This window comes from Allobosea sp. RCC_152_1 (assembly GCF_041360765.1).
Taxonomy (GTDB): domain Bacteria; phylum Pseudomonadota; class Alphaproteobacteria; order Rhizobiales; family Beijerinckiaceae; genus Allobosea; species Allobosea spartocytisi.
Map to the genome: position 1 here is coordinate 822,643 of NZ_JBFUPU010000001.1, position 17,076 is coordinate 839,718.

17 protein-coding genes are annotated in these 17,076 nt (G+C 66.1%); 10 read left to right on the forward strand and 7 right to left on the reverse strand.

Annotation, left to right across the window (positions count from 1 at the left end):
• The first annotated feature begins 77 nt into the window (after positions 1 to 77).
• The gene (locus AB6806_RS03805; RefSeq protein ID WP_142020719.1) at positions 78 to 2,243 is read left to right on the forward strand and encodes a GumC family protein; all 2,166 of its coding nucleotides are present in this window, start codon (positions 78 to 80) and stop codon (positions 2,241 to 2,243) included.
• Between the two features lie 47 nt (positions 2,244 to 2,290).
• On the opposite strand, the gene AB6806_RS03810 is transcribed toward AB6806_RS03805, so the two are convergent.
• The gene (locus tag AB6806_RS03810) at positions 2,291 to 2,713 is read right to left on the reverse strand and encodes an RrF2 family transcriptional regulator (protein WP_142020720.1); all 423 of its coding nucleotides are present in this window, start codon (positions 2,711 to 2,713) and stop codon (positions 2,291 to 2,293) included.
• A 174-nt stretch (positions 2,714 to 2,887) separates the two neighbouring features.
• Between AB6806_RS03810 and AB6806_RS03815 the strand changes: the two genes are divergently transcribed.
• Positions 2,888 to 3,865, forward strand: coding sequence for an alpha/beta fold hydrolase (locus AB6806_RS03815; RefSeq protein ID WP_370954132.1), 978 nt, complete (start codon positions 2,888 to 2,890; stop codon positions 3,863 to 3,865).
• A 150-nt stretch (positions 3,866 to 4,015) separates the two neighbouring features.
• Here AB6806_RS03815 and AB6806_RS03820 read toward each other — a convergent pair whose 3' ends face one another.
• Positions 4,016 to 5,212, reverse strand: coding sequence for a GNAT family N-acetyltransferase (locus tag AB6806_RS03820; RefSeq protein ID WP_185747826.1), 1,197 nt, complete (start codon positions 5,210 to 5,212; stop codon positions 4,016 to 4,018).
• A 129-nt stretch (positions 5,213 to 5,341) separates the two neighbouring features.
• Here AB6806_RS03820 and AB6806_RS03825 point away from each other — a divergent pair, with 129 nt between their 5' ends.
• Positions 5,342 to 6,394, forward strand: coding sequence for a polysaccharide deacetylase family protein (locus AB6806_RS03825; RefSeq protein WP_142020723.1), 1,053 nt, complete (start codon positions 5,342 to 5,344; stop codon positions 6,392 to 6,394).
• A 14-nt stretch (positions 6,395 to 6,408) separates the two neighbouring features.
• Here the strand turns inward: AB6806_RS03825 and AB6806_RS03830 are convergent, their stop codons facing one another.
• A complete protein-coding gene (locus AB6806_RS03830) occupies positions 6,409 to 6,618 on the reverse strand; it encodes a DUF2842 domain-containing protein (protein WP_038368252.1) in 210 nt (69 codons plus the stop codon).
• Positions 6,619 to 6,853: 235 nt separating this feature from the next.
• Between AB6806_RS03830 and AB6806_RS03835 the strand changes: the two genes are divergently transcribed.
• Positions 6,854 to 7,891, forward strand: a complete 1,038-nt coding sequence (locus AB6806_RS03835; protein WP_142021050.1) for a COX15/CtaA family protein — start codon at positions 6,854 to 6,856, stop codon at positions 7,889 to 7,891.
• Positions 7,892 to 7,980: 89 nt separating this feature from the next.
• Here AB6806_RS03835 and AB6806_RS03840 read toward each other — a convergent pair whose 3' ends face one another.
• Together AB6806_RS03840 and AB6806_RS03845 are read right to left on the reverse strand one after the other, a co-directional pair.
• Positions 7,981 to 9,258, reverse strand: a complete 1,278-nt coding sequence (locus tag AB6806_RS03840; protein ID WP_142020724.1) for an O-acetylhomoserine aminocarboxypropyltransferase — start codon at positions 9,256 to 9,258, stop codon at positions 7,981 to 7,983.
• 72 nt (positions 9,259 to 9,330) lie between these two features.
• Positions 9,331 to 10,554, reverse strand: coding sequence for an FAD-dependent oxidoreductase (locus AB6806_RS03845; RefSeq protein ID WP_370954133.1), 1,224 nt, complete (start codon positions 10,552 to 10,554; stop codon positions 9,331 to 9,333).
• A gap of 70 nt (positions 10,555 to 10,624) precedes the next feature.
• Between AB6806_RS03845 and AB6806_RS03850 the strand changes: the two genes are divergently transcribed.
• Complete coding sequence (locus AB6806_RS03850) at positions 10,625 to 11,404, forward strand: hypothetical protein (RefSeq protein WP_370954134.1); 780 nt, start codon at positions 10,625 to 10,627, stop codon at positions 11,402 to 11,404.
• A gap of 15 nt (positions 11,405 to 11,419) precedes the next feature.
• Here AB6806_RS03850 and AB6806_RS03855 read toward each other — a convergent pair whose 3' ends face one another.
• Positions 11,420 to 11,950, reverse strand: a complete 531-nt coding sequence (locus AB6806_RS03855) for a CoA-binding protein (protein ID WP_370954135.1) — start codon at positions 11,948 to 11,950, stop codon at positions 11,420 to 11,422.
• Positions 11,951 to 12,101: 151 nt separating this feature from the next.
• Here AB6806_RS03855 and AB6806_RS03860 point away from each other — a divergent pair, with 151 nt between their 5' ends.
• Entirely contained in the window at positions 12,102 to 12,530 is a 429-nt protein-coding gene (locus AB6806_RS03860; RefSeq protein WP_038368238.1) for a hypothetical protein, read from the forward strand.
• Positions 12,531 to 12,619: 89 nt separating this feature from the next.
• Here AB6806_RS03860 and AB6806_RS03865 read toward each other — a convergent pair whose 3' ends face one another.
• Entirely contained in the window at positions 12,620 to 13,435 is an 816-nt protein-coding gene (locus AB6806_RS03865; RefSeq protein ID WP_370954136.1) for an enoyl-CoA hydratase, read from the reverse strand.
• Between the two features lie 102 nt (positions 13,436 to 13,537).
• On the opposite strand from AB6806_RS03865, the gene AB6806_RS03870 reads away from it, so the two are divergent.
• The 4 genes from AB6806_RS03870 to AB6806_RS03885 all read left to right on the forward strand — a co-directional run bounded on the left by AB6806_RS03870 (position 13,538) and on the right by AB6806_RS03885 (position 16,938).
• Positions 13,538 to 13,954, forward strand: coding sequence for a PaaI family thioesterase (locus AB6806_RS03870; RefSeq protein WP_081925676.1), 417 nt, complete (start codon positions 13,538 to 13,540; stop codon positions 13,952 to 13,954).
• Between the two features lie 294 nt (positions 13,955 to 14,248).
• Positions 14,249 to 14,710, forward strand: a complete 462-nt coding sequence (gene rplM, locus AB6806_RS03875) for a 50S ribosomal protein L13 (protein ID WP_038368231.1) — start codon at positions 14,249 to 14,251, stop codon at positions 14,708 to 14,710.
• Positions 14,711 to 14,712: 2 nt separating this feature from the next.
• Positions 14,713 to 15,192 (forward strand): 30S ribosomal protein S9, encoded by a 480-nt coding sequence (gene rpsI / locus AB6806_RS03880; RefSeq protein ID WP_038368228.1) that lies wholly within the window; start codon positions 14,713 to 14,715, stop codon positions 15,190 to 15,192.
• Positions 15,193 to 15,684: 492 nt separating this feature from the next.
• Positions 15,685 to 16,938, forward strand: a complete 1,254-nt coding sequence (locus tag AB6806_RS03885) for a hypothetical protein (protein WP_142020727.1) — start codon at positions 15,685 to 15,687, stop codon at positions 16,936 to 16,938.
• The last annotated feature ends 138 nt before the right edge of the window (positions 16,939 to 17,076 follow it).

Here is a 17,076-nt window from a genome sequence, read left to right on the forward strand (position 1 = left end):
GGCACTAACCTTACTGAGCCTTGAATGACGCGGCGTCCTTCCCGGGATGCGAGAGTTCTGCGTCACATGGGTGGATCATGACCGCTGAAGCTGGGACTGAAGCGCGAGGCAACGGCGAAGGCCGGGGCGACATGCTCGACCTCGCGGCGCTCTGGGCGGCGATCAAGCGCCGGAGAGCCTGGGTCGTCGTGCCTACGCTGGCGGCGCTCGGCCTGTCCTTCTTCGCGGTGAATGTCGTAACGCCCCGCTACACCGGCGAGGTGCGCCTGCTGCTGGAAAGCCGCAGCGGTTTCTACGCATTGCCCGGCCAGTCGGCTCAGGATACCGCCGGCCAGTTCGACGCCGAGGCCGTGCAGAGCCAGGTGCAGATCATGATGTCACGCGACCTGGCGCGGGAGGCGATCAAGCGCATCGGCCTCGTCGGCAATCCCGAATTCGATTCCGGTGCGGGCGCGCTTGGAGCCCTGCGCAAGGTCGCGGTGATGATGGGCCTCGGCGCCCACCCGGCCGACCGCTCCCCCGAAGAGCGCGTTCTCGAGAAGTACTACGACCGGCTCCTGGTCTATCCGGTGGCGCGCTCGCGCATCGTCGCGATCGAGTTCACTTCGCAGGACCGGGCGCTCGCCGCCAAGGCCGCCAACACCATCGCCGAGACCTATCTGGAGTTCCAGGAGGCGGCGAAGCAGGACAATGCGCGCAGCGCCTCAGCCTGGCTCTCGACCACCATCGAGCCGCTGCGCAAGCGCGTGGCCGAGGCCGACGCCAAGGTCGAGACGTTCCGCGCCCAGCACGGCCTCTTCGCCGGCCCCAACAACACCAGCATCAACGCGCAGCAACTCGCCGATCTCTCGACGCAGCTCTCCGCGGCGCGCAGCCAGCAGGCCGAGGCGCAGGCCAAGGCGGGGATGATCCGCGATGCGATCAAGCAGGGCCGCACCTTCGAGATTCCGGAGGTGGCCAACAACGAACTCGTCCGCCGGCTGATCGAGCAGCGCGTCAATCTCCGTGCCCAGATCGCGGCGGAATCGCGCAGCCTCCTGCCCGGCCATCCCCGTATCAAGGAGCTGAACGCCCAGCTCGCCGATCTCGAAGGCCAGTTGCGCGGCGCCGCGGAGCGGGCCGTCCGCACGCTGGAGAACGAGGCCAAGATCACCGGCCAGCGCGTCGAAAGCTTCCAGGCCGCGCTCGACGGCCAGAAGAAGAACGTCGCCACCTCCAACGACAGCGAGGTGCAGTTGCGCGCGCTCGAACTCGACGCCCGCACCCTGCGCGAGCAGCTCGAGCAGTATATGCAGCGCTATCGGGAGGCCGTGGCGCGCGACACGCTGAATGCCACCCCGGCCGATGCGCGCATCATCTCGCGCGCCGTCGAGCCGATCGATCCGTCCTTCCCGAAGAAGCTGCCGATCGTCCTCGTCTCGACGCTTGCGACCTTCCTGATCGCGCTGGCGACCATCGTGACGCGGGAGCTCCTGAACGGGCAGGCCCGCCCGCTGCCGCAGCCGCGCGGCCCGCGCTGGGTCTCGGTCGCTGATGAGGAGGCCGCGGCGAAGTCGGAGAATCCGACGCCCGAAACGCCGCGTCGCGATTCGGTCGCGGGCCTGCTGACCCATGCCGGCCGCCTCGGCCATATCAGGCTCGACCTCGACCGCCCGGAGGAAACGCTGGCCGCGATGGCGGAACGCACCGAGGAGCCGCAGCGCGGCCTGGCGCCGGTCATGCTGGTGCTGGACGCTGGTGCCGAGGGCGCCGCCAAGCCGCATGATCTCGCCGAATTGCTGGCGCAGCGCTGCCGCTGCATCCTCGTCGATCTCACCAGCGACCACGACCATGGCGAACCGGGTTTCTCGGAGCTGCTGGCCGGGGAGGCGCTGTTTTCCGACATCATCATGCGGGCGACGGGCTCGCGCCTGCACAGCATCGGCCCGGGCCGGGCGGGACGCGAGGCGGTCTTCGCCGCCGCCGATCTGGTCGATGTCGCGCTCGACGCGCTCTGCGAGACCTATGACTGGGTCCTGGTCGCCGCCGCTTCCAACGATGAGGCTTCGATGCTGGAGCCGGTCGCGCGCCGGGCGCAGGGTGGCCTCGTGATGAGCGGAAAGGCCAGCAACGGCCACGCGCTCGAAGTGGCCTATCGCCTCAGCGAATTGACCAAGGCGCCGGTTTCGCTCGTGCTCGATGCCGAGCACGAGGTTCCGATGGCGCGCATGCGGCAGGACGAGGAAGAGCCGGTCGAGGCTTAATCTATCCTTCATCAGGCTCGGTCGAGCCGGATGAAGGATAGGTGCCGCTAATTGCCGGTGGCCAGCGCTATGCCGGCAATATCGGCCAGCGTCGTTGCCGCGTATTTCTTCAGAAGCGCTGTCTCGGCGGCCGCATGGGCTGCCTCCAGCACGGAGTTCGAGGCGCGCTCGACCGGGCAGGACGGATGGTCGCGGGAGACCGGGGCTGCGAGCACGGGGCCCTCGTTGAGCGCTCGCTGCACGGCAAGCACGGTGATTTCGTCGAGCGTCCTGATCAGTTTCCAGCCGCCGCCGCGCCCGCCTTCGCTCTCAACGATGCCGGCGTCGCGCAGCGCCCCCAGCGTGCGGCGGACAACGACGGGATTGGTGTTCAGCATCTGCGCGATCCGCTCCGAGGTCTCCTTGCCGCCGAGCAAACCCATATGCACCAGCACATGCAGCATCCGCGCCAGACGGCCGTCGGTCTTCATCGCAAGTCTTTCCGCAACTATTGATGTTACGCGATATTGACATCGCGGCTTTTGCGTAACAGGAATTGTTACGCACTGAAAGGAGCAAGCCTGCCGCGACGCCGGTTTCTGACCGCCTCGACGGCCTTGCTCGTCTCGACACCCATTCTTCACGGCTCCGGCCGGGAGCCCAACATGCAAGAAAAAACCATCGCAACCCGCACGCTCGAGATGAGCATCCTCGATGCCGGCAGCGGCCCGCTGGTGCTGATGTGTCATGGCTTTCCCGAGACCAAGCATGCGTGGCGCCACCAGATCGGCGCCCTTGCGGCCGCCGGTTACCGCGCCGTCGCTCCGGATATGCGCGGGTATGGCGGCACTGCAGCACCCGAGGGGGCGGATCACTACACCGTCGTCCATGCCGTCGGCGATCTCGTGGCGCTTCTCGATGCGATCGGTGAGAAGCAGGCGGTCATCATCGGTCACGACTGGGGCGCTACGATCGCCTGGCAGGCGGCCCTGATGCGCCCGGACCGATTCCGCGCAGTGGTGGCGCTGAGCGTGCCGATGATGGGCCTGCCGCCGATACCGCCGTCAAAGCTCTTTCCGCAGAATGGCGAAGCGCTGTTCTACACGCTTTATTTCCAGGATCCGCAGGGCGCAGAGAAAGAGTTCAGCCGCGATGTCGGCCAGACGCTGCGCAAGCTGATCCATGCCGCCAGCGGCGAAGCCGGACCGCGCCGGCCCGGCGACGGCACGCCCAACCCCTTCGGCATGGTGAGCCGCAACCGCGGCCTGCTGGCCGACCTGCCCGATCCCGAAGCGCTTCCCGCCTGGCTGCCGCCCGCAGATTTCAACCGTCTCGCCCAGGCCTTCACCGCGACCGGCTTCGGCCCGGCCCTGAACTACTATCGCAATCTCGACCGCAACTACGAGCTCCAGCAGGCCAATGCCGGCCAGACCGTCACCGTCCCCGCCCTGTTTGCCATCGGCGAGCGCGACACCGGCCTCGCCATTCCCGGCATGCCCGAGATCATCGCCGCCATGCCGCATCTGGTCCCCGGCCTGCGCGGCTCCCACACCATCCCCGGCGCCGGCCACTGGCTGCAGCAGGAAAGGCCGGAAGCGGTGACGGAGCTGGTGCTTGGGTTTTTGAGGGAGATTGCCGGGTGATCCAGTACCAATCCACATTCATTCGAGCCGGAGCGTCGCGGCTACGAGATAGCTGAAACCTTTGAAGTGAAGAGTTCTTCGGTCAAAGCGCGCAGCAAAGCGACGGAGGTGCTTCATTCGGTTGAAGCGAATCCTGAATGTCGATCGGCCCTAATCCGCCACGGCTCCAGTCTTCGGTCGGCGCAGCCAGCCGGAGGCGCGTTGCGCCAGCTTGAGAGCGGCGGGCGAATTCTTGATGCGCCGCTTCAGCTCCCGCTTCGCCTGCGCGACCGGTACGAACAGGCGCCCCTTCAGCGTCAGCGGCAGGAAGCTGTCGACGAGATCGTCATGGTCGTCGCAGAAGGTCGTCTTGTAGCGCGCCTCACCGATGCCGAGGTCGAAGACCGCGTATCCTTCGTCGCATTTCAGCCGGATCAGATCGGCCAGCAGGAGCTCGCCGGGGCTGGTCTTGATGGTCTCGCTCGCCATGTCGAAGGAGGTCGCCATGCCGGAGAAGCGGCCTCCCTGAACCGCGCCGACATAGGTCGCGACGGAACGGCCGTTCAGGTCGAGTGAGTAAAGCTCGATGGTCGGCGTCGCGTCGCCGTCGCCCGCCGCCGCCCGCGCCAGAAAAGCGTGCATCGCCGGTTCCGCGAAGGGGTCGGGCACGCCCATGCTGCGGAAACGCTCGGCCTTCTGCTGCAGGAAGGCGTCGATCACCCGCTCGATCTCGGCCGGCGTCCGGGCCAGCGTCATTGAGCTGGGCCCGAAATCGGCGAAGCGGCTGCGCTTGTTCTTGAGCTTCTTGCGGGCGTGGCTGCTCATCGAGCGCCTCAGCGTGGCTTCCCCATCGCCGGCGATCAGGGCGAGCTTGTAGGCTCGGCTCGGGCTCGGCGCGGCCGCGAGCAGCGCAGCCGGGTTGGCGATGTCTTGCCACCGTGGCGGCTGGTTCACGAAGATCAGGGCATCGAGCCCGCCGATGGCCCGAGCGACCTCGACAAGCATGAGCCTTGCCGTTTCGGTATCCAGCCCGGCGGCGAAAGCCGGGTCATAGAGGCCCATATGGTAGTTGGCGTGCTTGCCGCCGATGAACTCGGCGAAGCGGATGCCGCTGCGCCGGGTCAGGACGAGGGGCAGCAGCGCGCAGAGCGCCCCCGTTGCGTCTCGCAGCAGGGCGAAGCGGCAGTCCATGCCATGCGCCGCGCCGACCGTTTCGACGAAGGGCCGGACCCAGCCATAAGCCTGATAGGGCGTGACCAGCGCCCGCGCCTCGAAGGCGCGCCATTCGGCCGCAATCCCGGCGAGATCGGTCGCGATCGTGATCGATGCCCAGGGGCGGGCATCCGGGGAATGGACAGGAACCGACACGCTCCGTGCCTCGCGAGCAGGACAGGACGATTGCCTCCTTAACCCGGCATTGTGAACGGATCGGTCAAGATCGGTCTCTTCGCGGCGCGATCGCGCGATAGCGTTAGCGGGCGGTTGCATGGACAGGCGATGAACGGGCGTCACAGGGCCATCGCGGCCGCATTCAGGATGATGGTGGCGCTCGGCGCCGACCGCTGGGGCAGGGGCTTCGCTCAGGGCAGGGGCGTGATCCTGACGCTCCACCATGTCCGCCCGGCTGTGCCGCGCGGCTTTACGCCCAACGCCTTGCTGGAGATCACGCCCGAATTCCTCGACGCCACGCTCGGCCTGGTTCGCGCCGAGGGCTACGAGCTCGTCTCGCTCGACGAGGCCGTCGCCCGGCTCCAGAGCCCGAAGCAGGGCCGCTTCTTCGTGGCGCTGACCTTCGACGACGGCTATCGCGACAATGTCGAGCATGCCTGGCCGGTTCTGGCCAAGCATGGCGCGCCCTGGACGCTCTTCGTCACGCCGGGCTTCGCCGACCGCACGGCGCGGCTCTGGTGGCTGGAGCTGGAGGAGGCGATCCGCGCCCTGCCGCGCCTCGATCTCGCGCTGCCGGAGGGGCGCTTCACCGCCCGCACGCAAACCGATGCGGAAAAGAACCGGGCCTTCGCCAAGCTCTACTGGCGTCTGCGCAAGGGGCCGGAAGCGATTCTGCTGTCAGCGATTTCCGATCTGGCCGGGCAGGCCGGCATCGATGCCGCCGCGCTACTCGAGCGCGAATGCCTGCCCTGGGAAACGCTGCGGGCGCTCTCGGGCGCGCCGGGCATCACGATCGGCGCCCATACGCTGACGCATCCGATGCTGGCGAAGCACGATGCGGAGACGGCGCACCGCGAGATCGTCGCGAGCAAGGCACGGCTCGAAGCGGAGTTCGGCCTGCCCATCCGCCATTTCGCCTATCCCGTCGGTGATCCCGGTTCGGCCGGGCTACGGGAGTTCGGCTTGGCGAAAGAGGCCGGTTTTGCCAGCGCCGTCACGACGCGACCCGGCCATCTCTTCCCGGAACATGTGAACCATCTCCACGCCCTGCCGCGCGTCTCGCTCAACGGGCTGCACCAGAACGAGGCGGCGCTGCGGGCGCTGCTCTCGGGATTGCCGTTCTGGCTGCGGAACCGGGGGCGGCGGCTCGCTATCGGGTAACAGCCTGGTCGCGCTCAAACCTCGTCCCGCCGCTCCATCCACTTGATCAGCGGCAGCAGCGGCAGCACCCAGGCGAGGCCGAGCGCGATATAGGCGAATGTCTGCACCAGCTTCGGCGCCTCGGTGATCCGCCCCTGCGCCAGCGCCATCGCGACGAGCGCGTAGACGCAGACGAAGACCAGGATCACCACGGTTCCGACCAGCTTGCGCGTGCGTTGTCTCATCGGGCTCTCTGTCGCCGGGGTTCGGCGTTTCGGGTTGGCCGCTCCTGCGGCAATGCGGGCATTGTCGCCTTTTCGCGACGGGTCTAAAGCATGTTCCGCAAAAGTGGGCACCCCTTTTGCGACCAGAATTTGCTTCGCTCGCGCTATGTCACCGCCGACCGTGCTTGTGAAGCGCTCCATCCTCGATCCCGCACCCTAAGGCCGTTCCGTGACCCTCGCCGTGAAACAGACCGCCATGTCGGCCCTGGCTGCGAACCATGCCGGCATCCGCCGCTGGCTCTGGGCGGTGGCGGGGCTCGTCTTCCTGATGGTCGTCGTCGGTGGCGCGACCCGGCTGACCGGTTCCGGCCTCTCGATCACCGAATGGAAGCCGATCACCGGTGCGCTGCCGCCGCTTTCCACGCAGGCCTGGGCCGAGGAGTTCGCCAAATACCAGGCGAGCCCGCAATACCAGATCCTCAACAACGGCATGAGCCTCGGCGAATTCCAGTTCATCTACTGGTGGGAATGGGGCCATCGCCAGCTCGGCCGCTTCATCGGGCTCGTCTTCCTCGCCGGCTTCCTCGTCGTGGCGCTGCGCCGCCTCCTGCCGGGGCGTCAGCTCGCGATCCTGTTCGGCATGGGGCTGCTGCTCGGCCTGCAGGGCGCGATCGGCTGGATCATGGTGGCCTCGGGGCTCCAGCCCGGCATGGTCGCCGTCGCGCCGGTGAAGCTGACGTTGCACCTGACCTTCGCCGGCCTGTTCTTCGCCTCGGTCGTCGCCTTCGCCACCTGGCTGACGCCGCTGCGCCGGCCCGAGACGGCCGGAAGCGCCGCCATGGCCTGGCTCCTGCTGCTGCTCACCTTCGTCCAGATCGCGCTCGGCGGGCTGGTGGCGGGCTCGAAAGCCGGCTTCACCTTCAACACCTGGCCGCTGATGGATGGGGCGGTGGTGCCGCCCGGCTCGCTGCTCTTCGCGCAGCAGCCCTTCTGGGAAAACTTCGTCGACAATGTCGCGCTGGTGCAGTTCAACCACCGCCTCGGCGCCTATGTGCTGTTCGCCTTCGCGCTCTGGCAGCTCTGGTGGCTGAAGCGGAAGGCGCCGCAATCGAGCGCGGCCAAGCGGGCGACGGCGATTGCCGGCATGGTCACGGCCCAGGCCGCGCTCGGCGTCGCGACATTGCTTTTGGTCGTGCCGCTCTGGGCCGGGCTCGCCCATCAGGCGCTCGCCTTCGCCGTGCTCGCGATGGCGGTGGTGCACGTCACGCGCACAAGGCAGGTCTCGCGGGCATGAGGCACGTTATGCTCGGGCCTGACCCGAGCATCGCTCAAACAAAAAGGGCGCCGTTTCCAGCGCCCTTTTCGTCAGAATGACAGCTTTGCTCAGATCAGAGCCTGATCCAGATCCGCGATCAGATCCTCGACATCCTCGAGGCCGATCGAGAGCCGCACCACCTGCGGGCCGGCGCCCGAGGCGACCTTCTGCTCGTCCGTCAACTGGCGGTGGGTGGTCGAGGCCGGGTGGATCACCAGCGAGCGCGTGTCGCCGATATTGGCGAGATGCGAGAACAGCTTGAGGTTCGAGACCAGCTTCACGCCGGCGTCGTAGCCGCCCTTGAGCCCGAAGGTGAAGACCGCGCCCGCGCCCTTCGGCACATAGCGCTTGGCGAGCTCGTGATACTTGTCGCCGGGCAGGCCGGGATAGCTCACCCATTCGACGGCCGGGTGCTTGGCGAGATGCTCTGCGACCTTCTGCGTGCTCTCGCAGTGCCTCTGCATGCGCAGCGGCAAGGTCTCGATGCCGGTCAGCAGCATGAAGGCGTTGAAGGGCGAGAGCGCCGGGCCGAGGTCGCGCAGGCCGAGCACGCGCGTCGCGATGGCGAAGGCGAAATTGCCGAAGGTCTCGCCCAGCACCATCCCGTTATATTCCGGGCGGGGCTTGGAGAGCATCGGATAGCGGTCGTCGCCGACCCAGTTGAACGAGCCGCCATCGACGATGAGGCCGCCGATCGAGTTGCCATGGCCGCCGAGGAACTTCGTCGCCGAATGCACGACGATGTCGGCGCCGTGCTCGAAGGGGCGCAGCAGATAGGGCGTCGCCATGGTGTTGTCGACGATGAGCGGAATGTTGTGCTTCTTCGCGATGGCGCTGATCGCCGCGATGTCGACGATGACGCCGCCCGGATTGGCGACGGATTCGATGAAGATCGCCTTGGTCTTCGGCGTCACCGCCTTGGCGAAGCTCTCGATATCGTCGGAATCGGCCCAGATCACGTTCCAGCCGAAGCTCTTGTAGGAGTGGTTGAACTGGTTGATCGAGCCGCCATAGAGCTTCCGGGCCGCGACGAACTCGTCGCCCGGCTGCAACAGGGCGTGGAAGCTCAGGAACTCGGCCGCGTGGCCGGAGGCGACGGCGAGCGCGGCGGTGCCGCCTTCCAGCGCCGCGACGCGCTCTTCCAGCACGGCGTTCGTCGGGTTGCCGATGCGGGTGTAGATGTTGCCGAAGGCCTGCAGGCCGAACAGCGAGGCGGCGTGGTCGACATCGTCGAAGACGAAGGAGGTCGTCTGGTAGATCGGGGTCGCGCGCGCGCCCGTCGCTGCATCGGGTGCCGCCCCGGCATGGATTGCGAGCGTATTGAAGCCGGGCATCCGGTCGGTCATGGCGTGCTCCCTGAAATCTTCTGAATGCAAGACAATGCGTTCGGTTTAACGAACGCCTGTGACAGCGTCAATTCAGCCGCGCGGCGCGAGCTCCGGCCCGATATGCTCCGGCCGGAAGCCCATGCCGACCAGATGGGCGGGGATGCGCCGCAGCAGGGGGAACCAGCGCAGCAGCTCGAGCAGGAGAGGCGGCTTCACCGGGCCGCTGCCGGCGAGGATCGGCGTGATCACGCGGTTCTGGATCGCGACCTGCAGGGCCTGCGTCGCCTTGGTCGGGAAGTTCCGGCGCTCCTGCACTGCAGCGAGATCCTCACTGCGGACGCTCCGATCGCGCAGCGGCCCGGCGAGCCGGTTGGCGGCTGCGACCGCGTCCTGGATGGCGAGATTGACCCCCACGCCGCCGATCGGCGACATCGCATGTGCCGCATCGCCGATGCAGATGAGGCCCGGCTGCCACCAGCGATCGAGCCGGTCGACCGCGACCGAAAGCAGCTTGAGGTCGTCCCAGCCTGCGATTTCGTCGGCGCGGTCGGCGACGATCGGCAACAATTCGGCGAGGCCCGCCCTGAAGGCGCCGAGGCCGCCGGCGTGCAGCTTTTCCAGCGTGCCCTTCGGGATGACATAGGCGCATTGCCAGTAGTCGCCGCGGTTCAGCATCACGGCAAAGCGTCCGCGTCCGACCTGCCCGAAGGTCTGGCCCGCGTCGCTCTCGCGTCGCGACAGCCGGAACCAGAGCACATCCATCGGCGCGCCGCTCTCGCGCACCGTAAAGCCCCCGGCCTGACGGAGATCGGAATGGCGCCCATCCGCCGCGACGACGAGATCGGCCCAGATCGTCGCCTCGCCCTCGGCCGTCTCGGCGGTGACGGCGGCGACGCGGCCGCCCGAGCGGATCAGCCCGGTCGCCTTCGCTCGCATCAGCAGCTTGAAATGCGGCAAGGCACGGCCGCGATCCGCCAGGAAATCGAGGAAGTCCCATTGCGGCATGAAGGCGATATAAGGCGCGGCCACCGGCAGATGGCTGAAATCCGCGATCGGCACGTCCTTGTCGCCGAAACGGGCGACGATGCTGCGTTCCTCGGTATGCGGCAGCTTCAGGAAATCCTCGAGCAGGCCGAGCTCCTGCATCAATTGCATCGTCGAGGGATGGATGGTGTCGCCGCGGAAATCGCGCAGGAAGTCGGCGTGCTTTTCCAGCACGGTCACATCGACCCCGGCCCGCGCCAGCAGGAAGCCGAGCATCATCCCCGCCGGTCCGCCGCCGGCGATGCAGCAGGTCGTGGCGAGCTCGCGCATGGTCTGTCCTCACGCATCGGCCGGTGTTTTGAGCGCACCAGCTTAGCTCGACAGCGATGGCGGCACAGCCGTGCAGCCGCTCCTTCTAGAGCATCGGTCCGCAAGTGGAGCGCGGTTCCGGAAAAGCCGACGCGAAATCAAAGGATTAGGTCATCGGATCGAACAGGATATTCAGGCCGATGATCTGGAATTGACAGCCGCAGCGCCCCAGCGGAGTGTTCCGTCACGGCATGGGGGGCAGACGATGGCTGCGCGATATGGGCTGGTGGTGCTGGCAGGCTTTGCTGCGAGCTTCGTCGGGCTTGCCAGCCCGGCTCGGGCCGTCTGGCTCTCCGACAAGGGTGCTGTGGCGACGCTGACCGGTCCGTTCATCATGGGTGACGACGCGGCGTTCAAGGCGTTTCTCGAAAAGCCGCGGCCACAGCCGATCCGCGTGCTCTATTTGTCGAGTGGCGGCGGGAAGGTCGCTCCGGCCTTCGCGATCGCCCGAATGGTCCGAAAGGCCGGCATCGCTACCGTCGTCGATGCCGATGCCGCAGCCTGCTCGAGCGCCTGCACCTTCGTCTTCGTCGCGGGCGTCACACGCCACTACGTCAATGGCGACCATGTTGCAGAGGGAATGAGCGCCCGCAACGGGCTCGGCTTCCACCCGGTTCATCGCGATGGCGGGCGGGTCGAAGGCCACACATTCAGCGAGAAGGGGAGCGATCGCGCCCGAGCCTTTTATGCCGAGATGGGAACGCCTCGCGCCGCCGAACTGATGGACAAGGCCTCGTTCAATACCTTCTACCGGCCAAACGGACAGACGGCGTTGGCGCTTCGCATTGCCACGAGCCTGTCCGCCCCTTGAAGCCGCGCTGGACGCTTATGTCCCCGGCCGGTCGATCGTCAGCTTCTGGAAGCCCTTGCCGGCCAGGGCCGGCTTCTTCGATGACAAGATGCGCGAATTGATGCCCTGCCAGCCGATCTCGCCGGAAAGCCGGCCATATTCGATCTTGGGGCAGCGGTTCATGATGACGGTGACGCCCTTCGCCTCCGCCCGCGCGGCGGCCTCGTCATTGCGCACGGAAAGCTGCATCCAGATCACCTTCGGCAGCGGGTCGAGCGCCAGCGCCTCGTCGGTGATCGGGCCGGCCGCTTCCGAGTTGCGGAAGATCTCGACCATGTCGATCGGGCCGGGAACCTCCTTGAGCGCGGCATAGACCGTCTTGCCGAGGATGGTCTGGCCGGCGAGGCCGGGATTGATGGGCACGACGTCGTAGCCGCGTGCGAGCAGGTACTTGGTGACGATCCAGCTCGGCCGCGCCTCGTTGGCCGAGGCGCCGACCAGCGCGATCCGCTTCGTTTCGCGCAGGATGCGGCGGATGAGCGCATCGTCATAGGAATCGTGGTTCAACGTGCGGCGCCCCAAGAAAGCATAACGATATCAGTTTGTTGGTTCTGCGGGTGAAGACGGAGTCATCACAGCCTCGCCATGCTTTCATGCTTTACTGACAACGGCACGGGATAGGCCCGGCCAGCCTGCTGCGAAGAAAGGAGTGCCTGCCATGTGCGACTACAGCCTGCATCATGTGATGTCCACTCCCGCCAAGGTCGGCGACGAACTGGTCTCGACCAGCTTCCCGAATGCGAGCACCCGCGGCTTCTGCGCCGTCGGGCATCCCGAGGTCGCCGTCTGCGTCATGCCGGGGACCGAGCTCGCCTTCCACGCCGATATCGAATGCGATCGTGGCCTGGGATTGCTGCCCAGCCGGAAGATCGCGGCCAGGGTCGCGCGCTTCCGTCAGGTCGATCTCGACAAGCCGCATCTCCACCACGATGCGCTCGAGCTGCCGAGCGGCGAGATCCTGAAGGTCACGAATCTCGTGGAAGGGCAGCGCCTCACGGTGCTGCAGCTCCCGGCCACGCCTGAGCTGGAAGGCGAGGAACGGGCCATGCCGGCGGAAGAGGTGCGGCAGCCGTTTATGATCTTCTGAGCGCGCCTTGCGCGGACCCACTCGGCATCGCGGTCGGTCAGGAACCGTCGCGATGCCCCTTTCCGGTCCGGCGGCGTGCCTCGGCAGGTTCAGGATTGCTCCCATAGCGGCGCCCGCTTCTCCATGAAGGCGCCGATGCCTTCCTCCGCGTCGCGCGCCAGCATGTTTTCGACCATTACGGCCGAGGAGTGGTCATAGGCCGCCCTGAGACCCATCTCGCGCTGCTCGTAGAAGGCGCGCTTGCCGATCTTGACCGTCGCGGGCGATTTCGAGGCGATCACCGCCGCGAGCCGGCCTGCTTCCGCCAGCGCCTCGCCGGCCGGTACGACGCGGTTGACGAGGCCCATGCGGGCCGCCTCGCTGGCGGGCACCATCTCGCCGAGCAGCAGCATCTCCAAGGCGTGCTTGGCCGAAAGGTTGCGCGAGAGCGCCACCATCGGCGTCGAGCAGAACAGACCGATATGGACGCCCGGCGTGCAGAAGCGCGCCTCGCTGCCCGCGACCGCAAGATCGCAGCTCGCGACGAGCTGGCAGCCGGCGGCCGTCGCGGTGCCCTCGACGGCGGCGATGACCGGCTGGGGCAGGGCGGTGATCTGCTGCATCATGGCCGAGCAACGCCCGAGGATTTCTGCGAAATAGGCCCGGCCACGGTCGGTATCGGCGCGATGGGCCGTCATTTCCTTGAGGTCGTGGCCGGCGCTGAACACCGGCCCGGCGGCCGCGAGGACGACGACCTTGACCGAGCGGTCGGCGGCGATGGTGGTGAAGGCCTCGCTCAGGGCGGCCAGCATCGCCTCGCTCAGAGGATTGCGCGCCTGCGGACGGTTCAGGGTCAGGGTCGCGATGCCCTTGGCGTCTTCGCGCAGCAGGACGGCGGCGCTGTCCGGCTTGTGGTGGGCGTTCATGGCGCTCCCTTTCCGCATTTGCGCCTATTGTCGGAGCGCATCGGCCATGCTGCAAGGGGATAAGACCCGCCTCAGCCCGTGGTTTTCCGCATGACGCCTCGCATGACCGCCTCCGAGATCGAAGCCTATCTCGACGAGGTCTTTCCGCAGCTTCACCATGGCGGGCGCACTTATTTCGTTGAGGAGATCGGGCCGATGACGGCCCGGATGCGCTGCGATTATCACGAGCGCCATCTGCGCCCCGGCGGCACGATCTCCGGTCCGACGATGATGGCGCTCGCCGATCTCGCGCTCTATGCCGCGATCCTCGGCCAGATCGGCCCGGTGGCGCTGGCGGTGACGACGAGCCTCAATTTCAACTTCCTGCGCAAGCCGGGGCAGGCGGCGCTGATCGGCGAGGCGAAGCTCCTGAAGCTGGGCAAGCGGCTGGCGGTGGGCGAGGTCGGCCTCTATTCGCAGGGCGAGGCCGAGATGGTCTGCCACGCCACGGGGACCTATTCGATTCCGGCGGCGCGTTGAGAAGGGGCTGGCAGCGTCATTCTCGGGCGAAGCGAAGCGCAGACCCGAGAATCTCGTGATGGGTGGGGCGCCTTCTCGTCCGGAGATGCTCGGGTCAAGCCCGGGCATGACGGCAGGCAGAGATACGGTATCATAATACCGATTTTCTCAGGTATCTGAAAAATAGACGTTTTCCTCGTTCGAGCGCCGCGTGGAGCGCTTGACAGCAGGCTTTCCCGCCCCTATTGCCACACCCACACCGCCGCCGGGCTCTCCGGCGGCTTGTCCTTTTTAACGCAACCGAAGGGTGCCGCGATGAAGACCGTCTCGCTCAAGCCCGCCGATGTCGAAAAGAAGTGGGTTGTGATCGACGCCTCCGGGCTCGTCGTCGGCCGTCTCGCCTCCGTGGTGGCGATGCGTCTGCGCGGCAAGCACAAGGCCGCCTACACCCCCCATGTCGACTGCGGCGACAATGTCATCATCATCAATGCCGAGAAGGTCTCCCTGACCGGCCGCAAGCGCGAGCAGAAGAACTACTACCACCACACCGGTTTCCCGGGTGGTATCAAGGAGCGCTCTGCCAAGTTCATTCTCGAAGGTCGCTTCCCTGAGCGGATCGTCGAGAAGGCCGTCGAGCGCATGCTGCCGCGCGGCCCGCTCTTCCGCCAGATCCTCGGCAATCTGCGCGTCTACAAGGGCGCCGAGCATCCGCACGCCGCCCAGTCGCCGGAGGCGCTGGACGTCGCCGCGCTCAACAGCAAGAACAAGAGGGTCTGACCATGGCCGAGGTTCTTCAGTCCCTCTCCCAGCTTGGCGACGTCGCCAAGCCCGCCCAGCCGGAAGCTCCGGTCCACGTCAAGAAGGTCGATGCGCAGGGCCGCGCCTATGCCACCGGCAAGCGCAAGAACGCCATCGCCCGCGTCTGGATCAAGCCCGGCTCCGGCAAGGTCACGGTCAATGGCCGCGATCAGGAGATCTATTTCGCCCGTCCGGTGCTGCGCCTCGTGCTCAAGCAGCCGCTGCAGCTCGTCGATCGCGTGACGCAGTATGACGTCGTCGTCTCGGTCAAGGGCGGTGGCCTCTCCGGCCAGGCCGGCGCGGTGCGTCACGGCATCTCGAAGGCGCTGACCTTCTATGAGCCGGAGCTTCGCGGCCCGCTCAAGAAGGAAGGCTTCCTGACCCGCGACTCGCGCGTCGTCGAGCGTAAGAAGTTCGGTAAGGCCAAGGCCCGCCGCAGCTTCCAGTTCTCGAAGCGCTGATTACACTCTTCAAAAGAGTTTCAAATTCAGAGGGCTGGCAGAAATGCCAGCCCTCTTTTTTGTTCGCGCGGGCTCGCTGACGCCCCGACGGGGCAGGGGTTCCGGCCTCGGTTTTCGACATCTCCCGCACGGAAACGGCTGCGCCGCACGGTCCCTCTCCTGTGCGATGGGGCAGGCTTGTCGCTGACTGGAATTCAGTCGGGCGCGTCAATACGACCGAGGATTTGCGGAAGGAAAGATGGAATAACCTTGGGAAAGACGGGCAGCAAGTCCGACCGAATTTTACAGGTGATTCAGCTTTCGCAGGCAGGAAGGGGCAATCGAAATCGGGTTTCTATAAGGCGGAAGCTTGCAGTCAGTTACGGAATATAATAGGTTGAGATTTCAGTAATTTGTCGTGATCCATCTATGTCGGTGATGAATTAAGTATAGATGCACGATTGATCTCAAAAGTGAAATTTCAAATGAGTTTGTGACGAGGGCGCCAGCCGGATGTCGAACAATCGGAACAGTTATCAAAGGACGACTGTCGCCGCATCGACCTTCTGCGTTCTCGCGATACTGACGGGAATTGCGGCTTTCGCTGTTCCCTGGCTCGTCACGATCCTGTTCTTCGCGTTTTGTTTGGCGGCCGCAGCCATTGCCGGTCTCGTCGCGCTTGGCGGGATCATCGGTCTGTCCCGTGACGCGATGGAACTGCGCGGCCAACCCTACTACTCCAAGCGTCCGCGCGAATGCGCCGCCGGTGCTTTCGTTCACCTGCGACGGAAGCTGCTAAGCCTGCTTCCGGGCTCGCCGGCACGCTTGCGGCTCTGGCCGGGCGAGTGGGTCAAGGTCCGGCCCTTCGCGGAAATCGCGGCGACACTCGATGACGAAGGCCGGTTGGACGGTCTGCCGTTCATGCCCGAGATGATCGGCCACTGCGGAAAACGTCTCCGCGTCTTTCGACGGGTCGAGAAGATCCACCATTATTACGGCGCCACGGCACCTCATCTGCGGCGTTTGCAGGATGCGGTGCTTTTGGATGAATTGCGGTGCGACGGCGCAGGACACGGCGGCTGCCAGGCCGGTTGTCAACTCATCTGGAAAGAGGCTTGGCTCGTCCCGAGCGACAGCGCCGAGGCGGATTTGCCTGCACCGGAAGCGGCCGACGCGTTGTGGCTGAACAGCTACACGAAGGCCAGATCGGCCGATGGCGAGGAGCGGTATGCTTGCCAGATGACCGAGCTGCCGGCGGCCACGACACGAATGAGCTGGCGCGACCCGAGGCACTACTGGCGTGAACTGCGTTCGGGCAATGTCCGGCTCGGCCCCTTCATCGTGGCCGTCGCGCTCGCGCTGTTCAACACCGTGCAGCGCAAACTCCGCGGTGCCGAGGCGCCCTACCGCGAGCCGACAGACCGCAAGACCAGTCCAAAGGAAGTGCTCGACCTCCAGCCGGGAGAGATCGTGCGCGTGAAGACGCGACGGCAGATCGAAGAAACCTTGAATCACGTGTCGAAAAATCGCGGGCTGTGGTTCGATCGCGAAATGCATCGGTTTTGCGGCGGGGAGTTTCGCGTCGCGTCGGTGGTGCGAACCATTGTCGACGAGGCCAGCGGGAAAATGCTGTCGATGGGCAGCGCTTGCGTTGTCCTGGCGGGCGTGGCCGCGACGGGAGAATATCTCGGGCTATGCCCCCAGAACGAACTGATCTTCTGGCACGAGATCTGGCTCGAACGCGTCACGCGCCATTTGGAAATGTAGGATTCTGGCTCTCCAAGCGCTGATCGTTTCCGGTCATCCCGATATGCGGAAGGGCGGCTCGCAAGAGCCGCCCTTTTCGTTTCTAGTGTCCTCCCATCTCGCTCTATCCCTCATCCTGAGGAATTGCGCGGCGGCGTC

Bases quoted from the DNA above. Each gene is read 5' to 3' on its own strand.
- AB6806_RS03830 (WP_038368252.1), bottom strand. From the start codon at position 6,618: ATGAGACAACGCACGCGCAAGCTGGTCGGAACCGTGGTGATCCTGGTC.
- AB6806_RS03805 (WP_142020719.1), top strand. From the start codon at position 78: ATGACCGCTGAAGCTGGGACTGAAGCGCGAGGCAACGGCGAAGGCCGG.
- AB6806_RS03870 (WP_081925676.1), top strand. From the start codon at position 13,538: ATGACCGCCTCCGAGATCGAAGCCTATCTCGACGAGGTCTTTCCGCAG.
- AB6806_RS03845 (WP_370954133.1), bottom strand. From the start codon at position 10,554: ATGCGCGAGCTCGCCACGACCTGCTGCATCGCCGGCGGCGGACCGGCG.
- AB6806_RS03865 (WP_370954136.1), bottom strand. From the start codon at position 13,435: ATGAACGCCCACCACAAGCCGGACAGCGCCGCCGTCCTGCTGCGCGAA.
- AB6806_RS03840 (WP_142020724.1), bottom strand. From the start codon at position 9,258: ATGACCGACCGGATGCCCGGCTTCAATACGCTCGCAATCCATGCCGGG.
- rpsI (WP_038368228.1), top strand. From the start codon at position 14,713: ATGGCCGAGGTTCTTCAGTCCCTCTCCCAGCTTGGCGACGTCGCCAAG.
- AB6806_RS03810 (WP_142020720.1), bottom strand. From the start codon at position 2,713: ATGAAGACCGACGGCCGTCTGGCGCGGATGCTGCATGTGCTGGTGCAT.
- AB6806_RS03885 (WP_142020727.1), top strand. From the start codon at position 15,685: ATGTCGAACAATCGGAACAGTTATCAAAGGACGACTGTCGCCGCATCG.
- rplM (WP_038368231.1), top strand. From the start codon at position 14,249: ATGAAGACCGTCTCGCTCAAGCCCGCCGATGTCGAAAAGAAGTGGGTT.
- AB6806_RS03825 (WP_142020723.1), top strand. From the start codon at position 5,342: ATGAACGGGCGTCACAGGGCCATCGCGGCCGCATTCAGGATGATGGTG.
- AB6806_RS03835 (WP_142021050.1), top strand. From the start codon at position 6,854: ATGTCGGCCCTGGCTGCGAACCATGCCGGCATCCGCCGCTGGCTCTGG.
- AB6806_RS03860 (WP_038368238.1), top strand. From the start codon at position 12,102: ATGTGCGACTACAGCCTGCATCATGTGATGTCCACTCCCGCCAAGGTC.
- AB6806_RS03815 (WP_370954132.1), top strand. From the start codon at position 2,888: ATGCAAGAAAAAACCATCGCAACCCGCACGCTCGAGATGAGCATCCTC.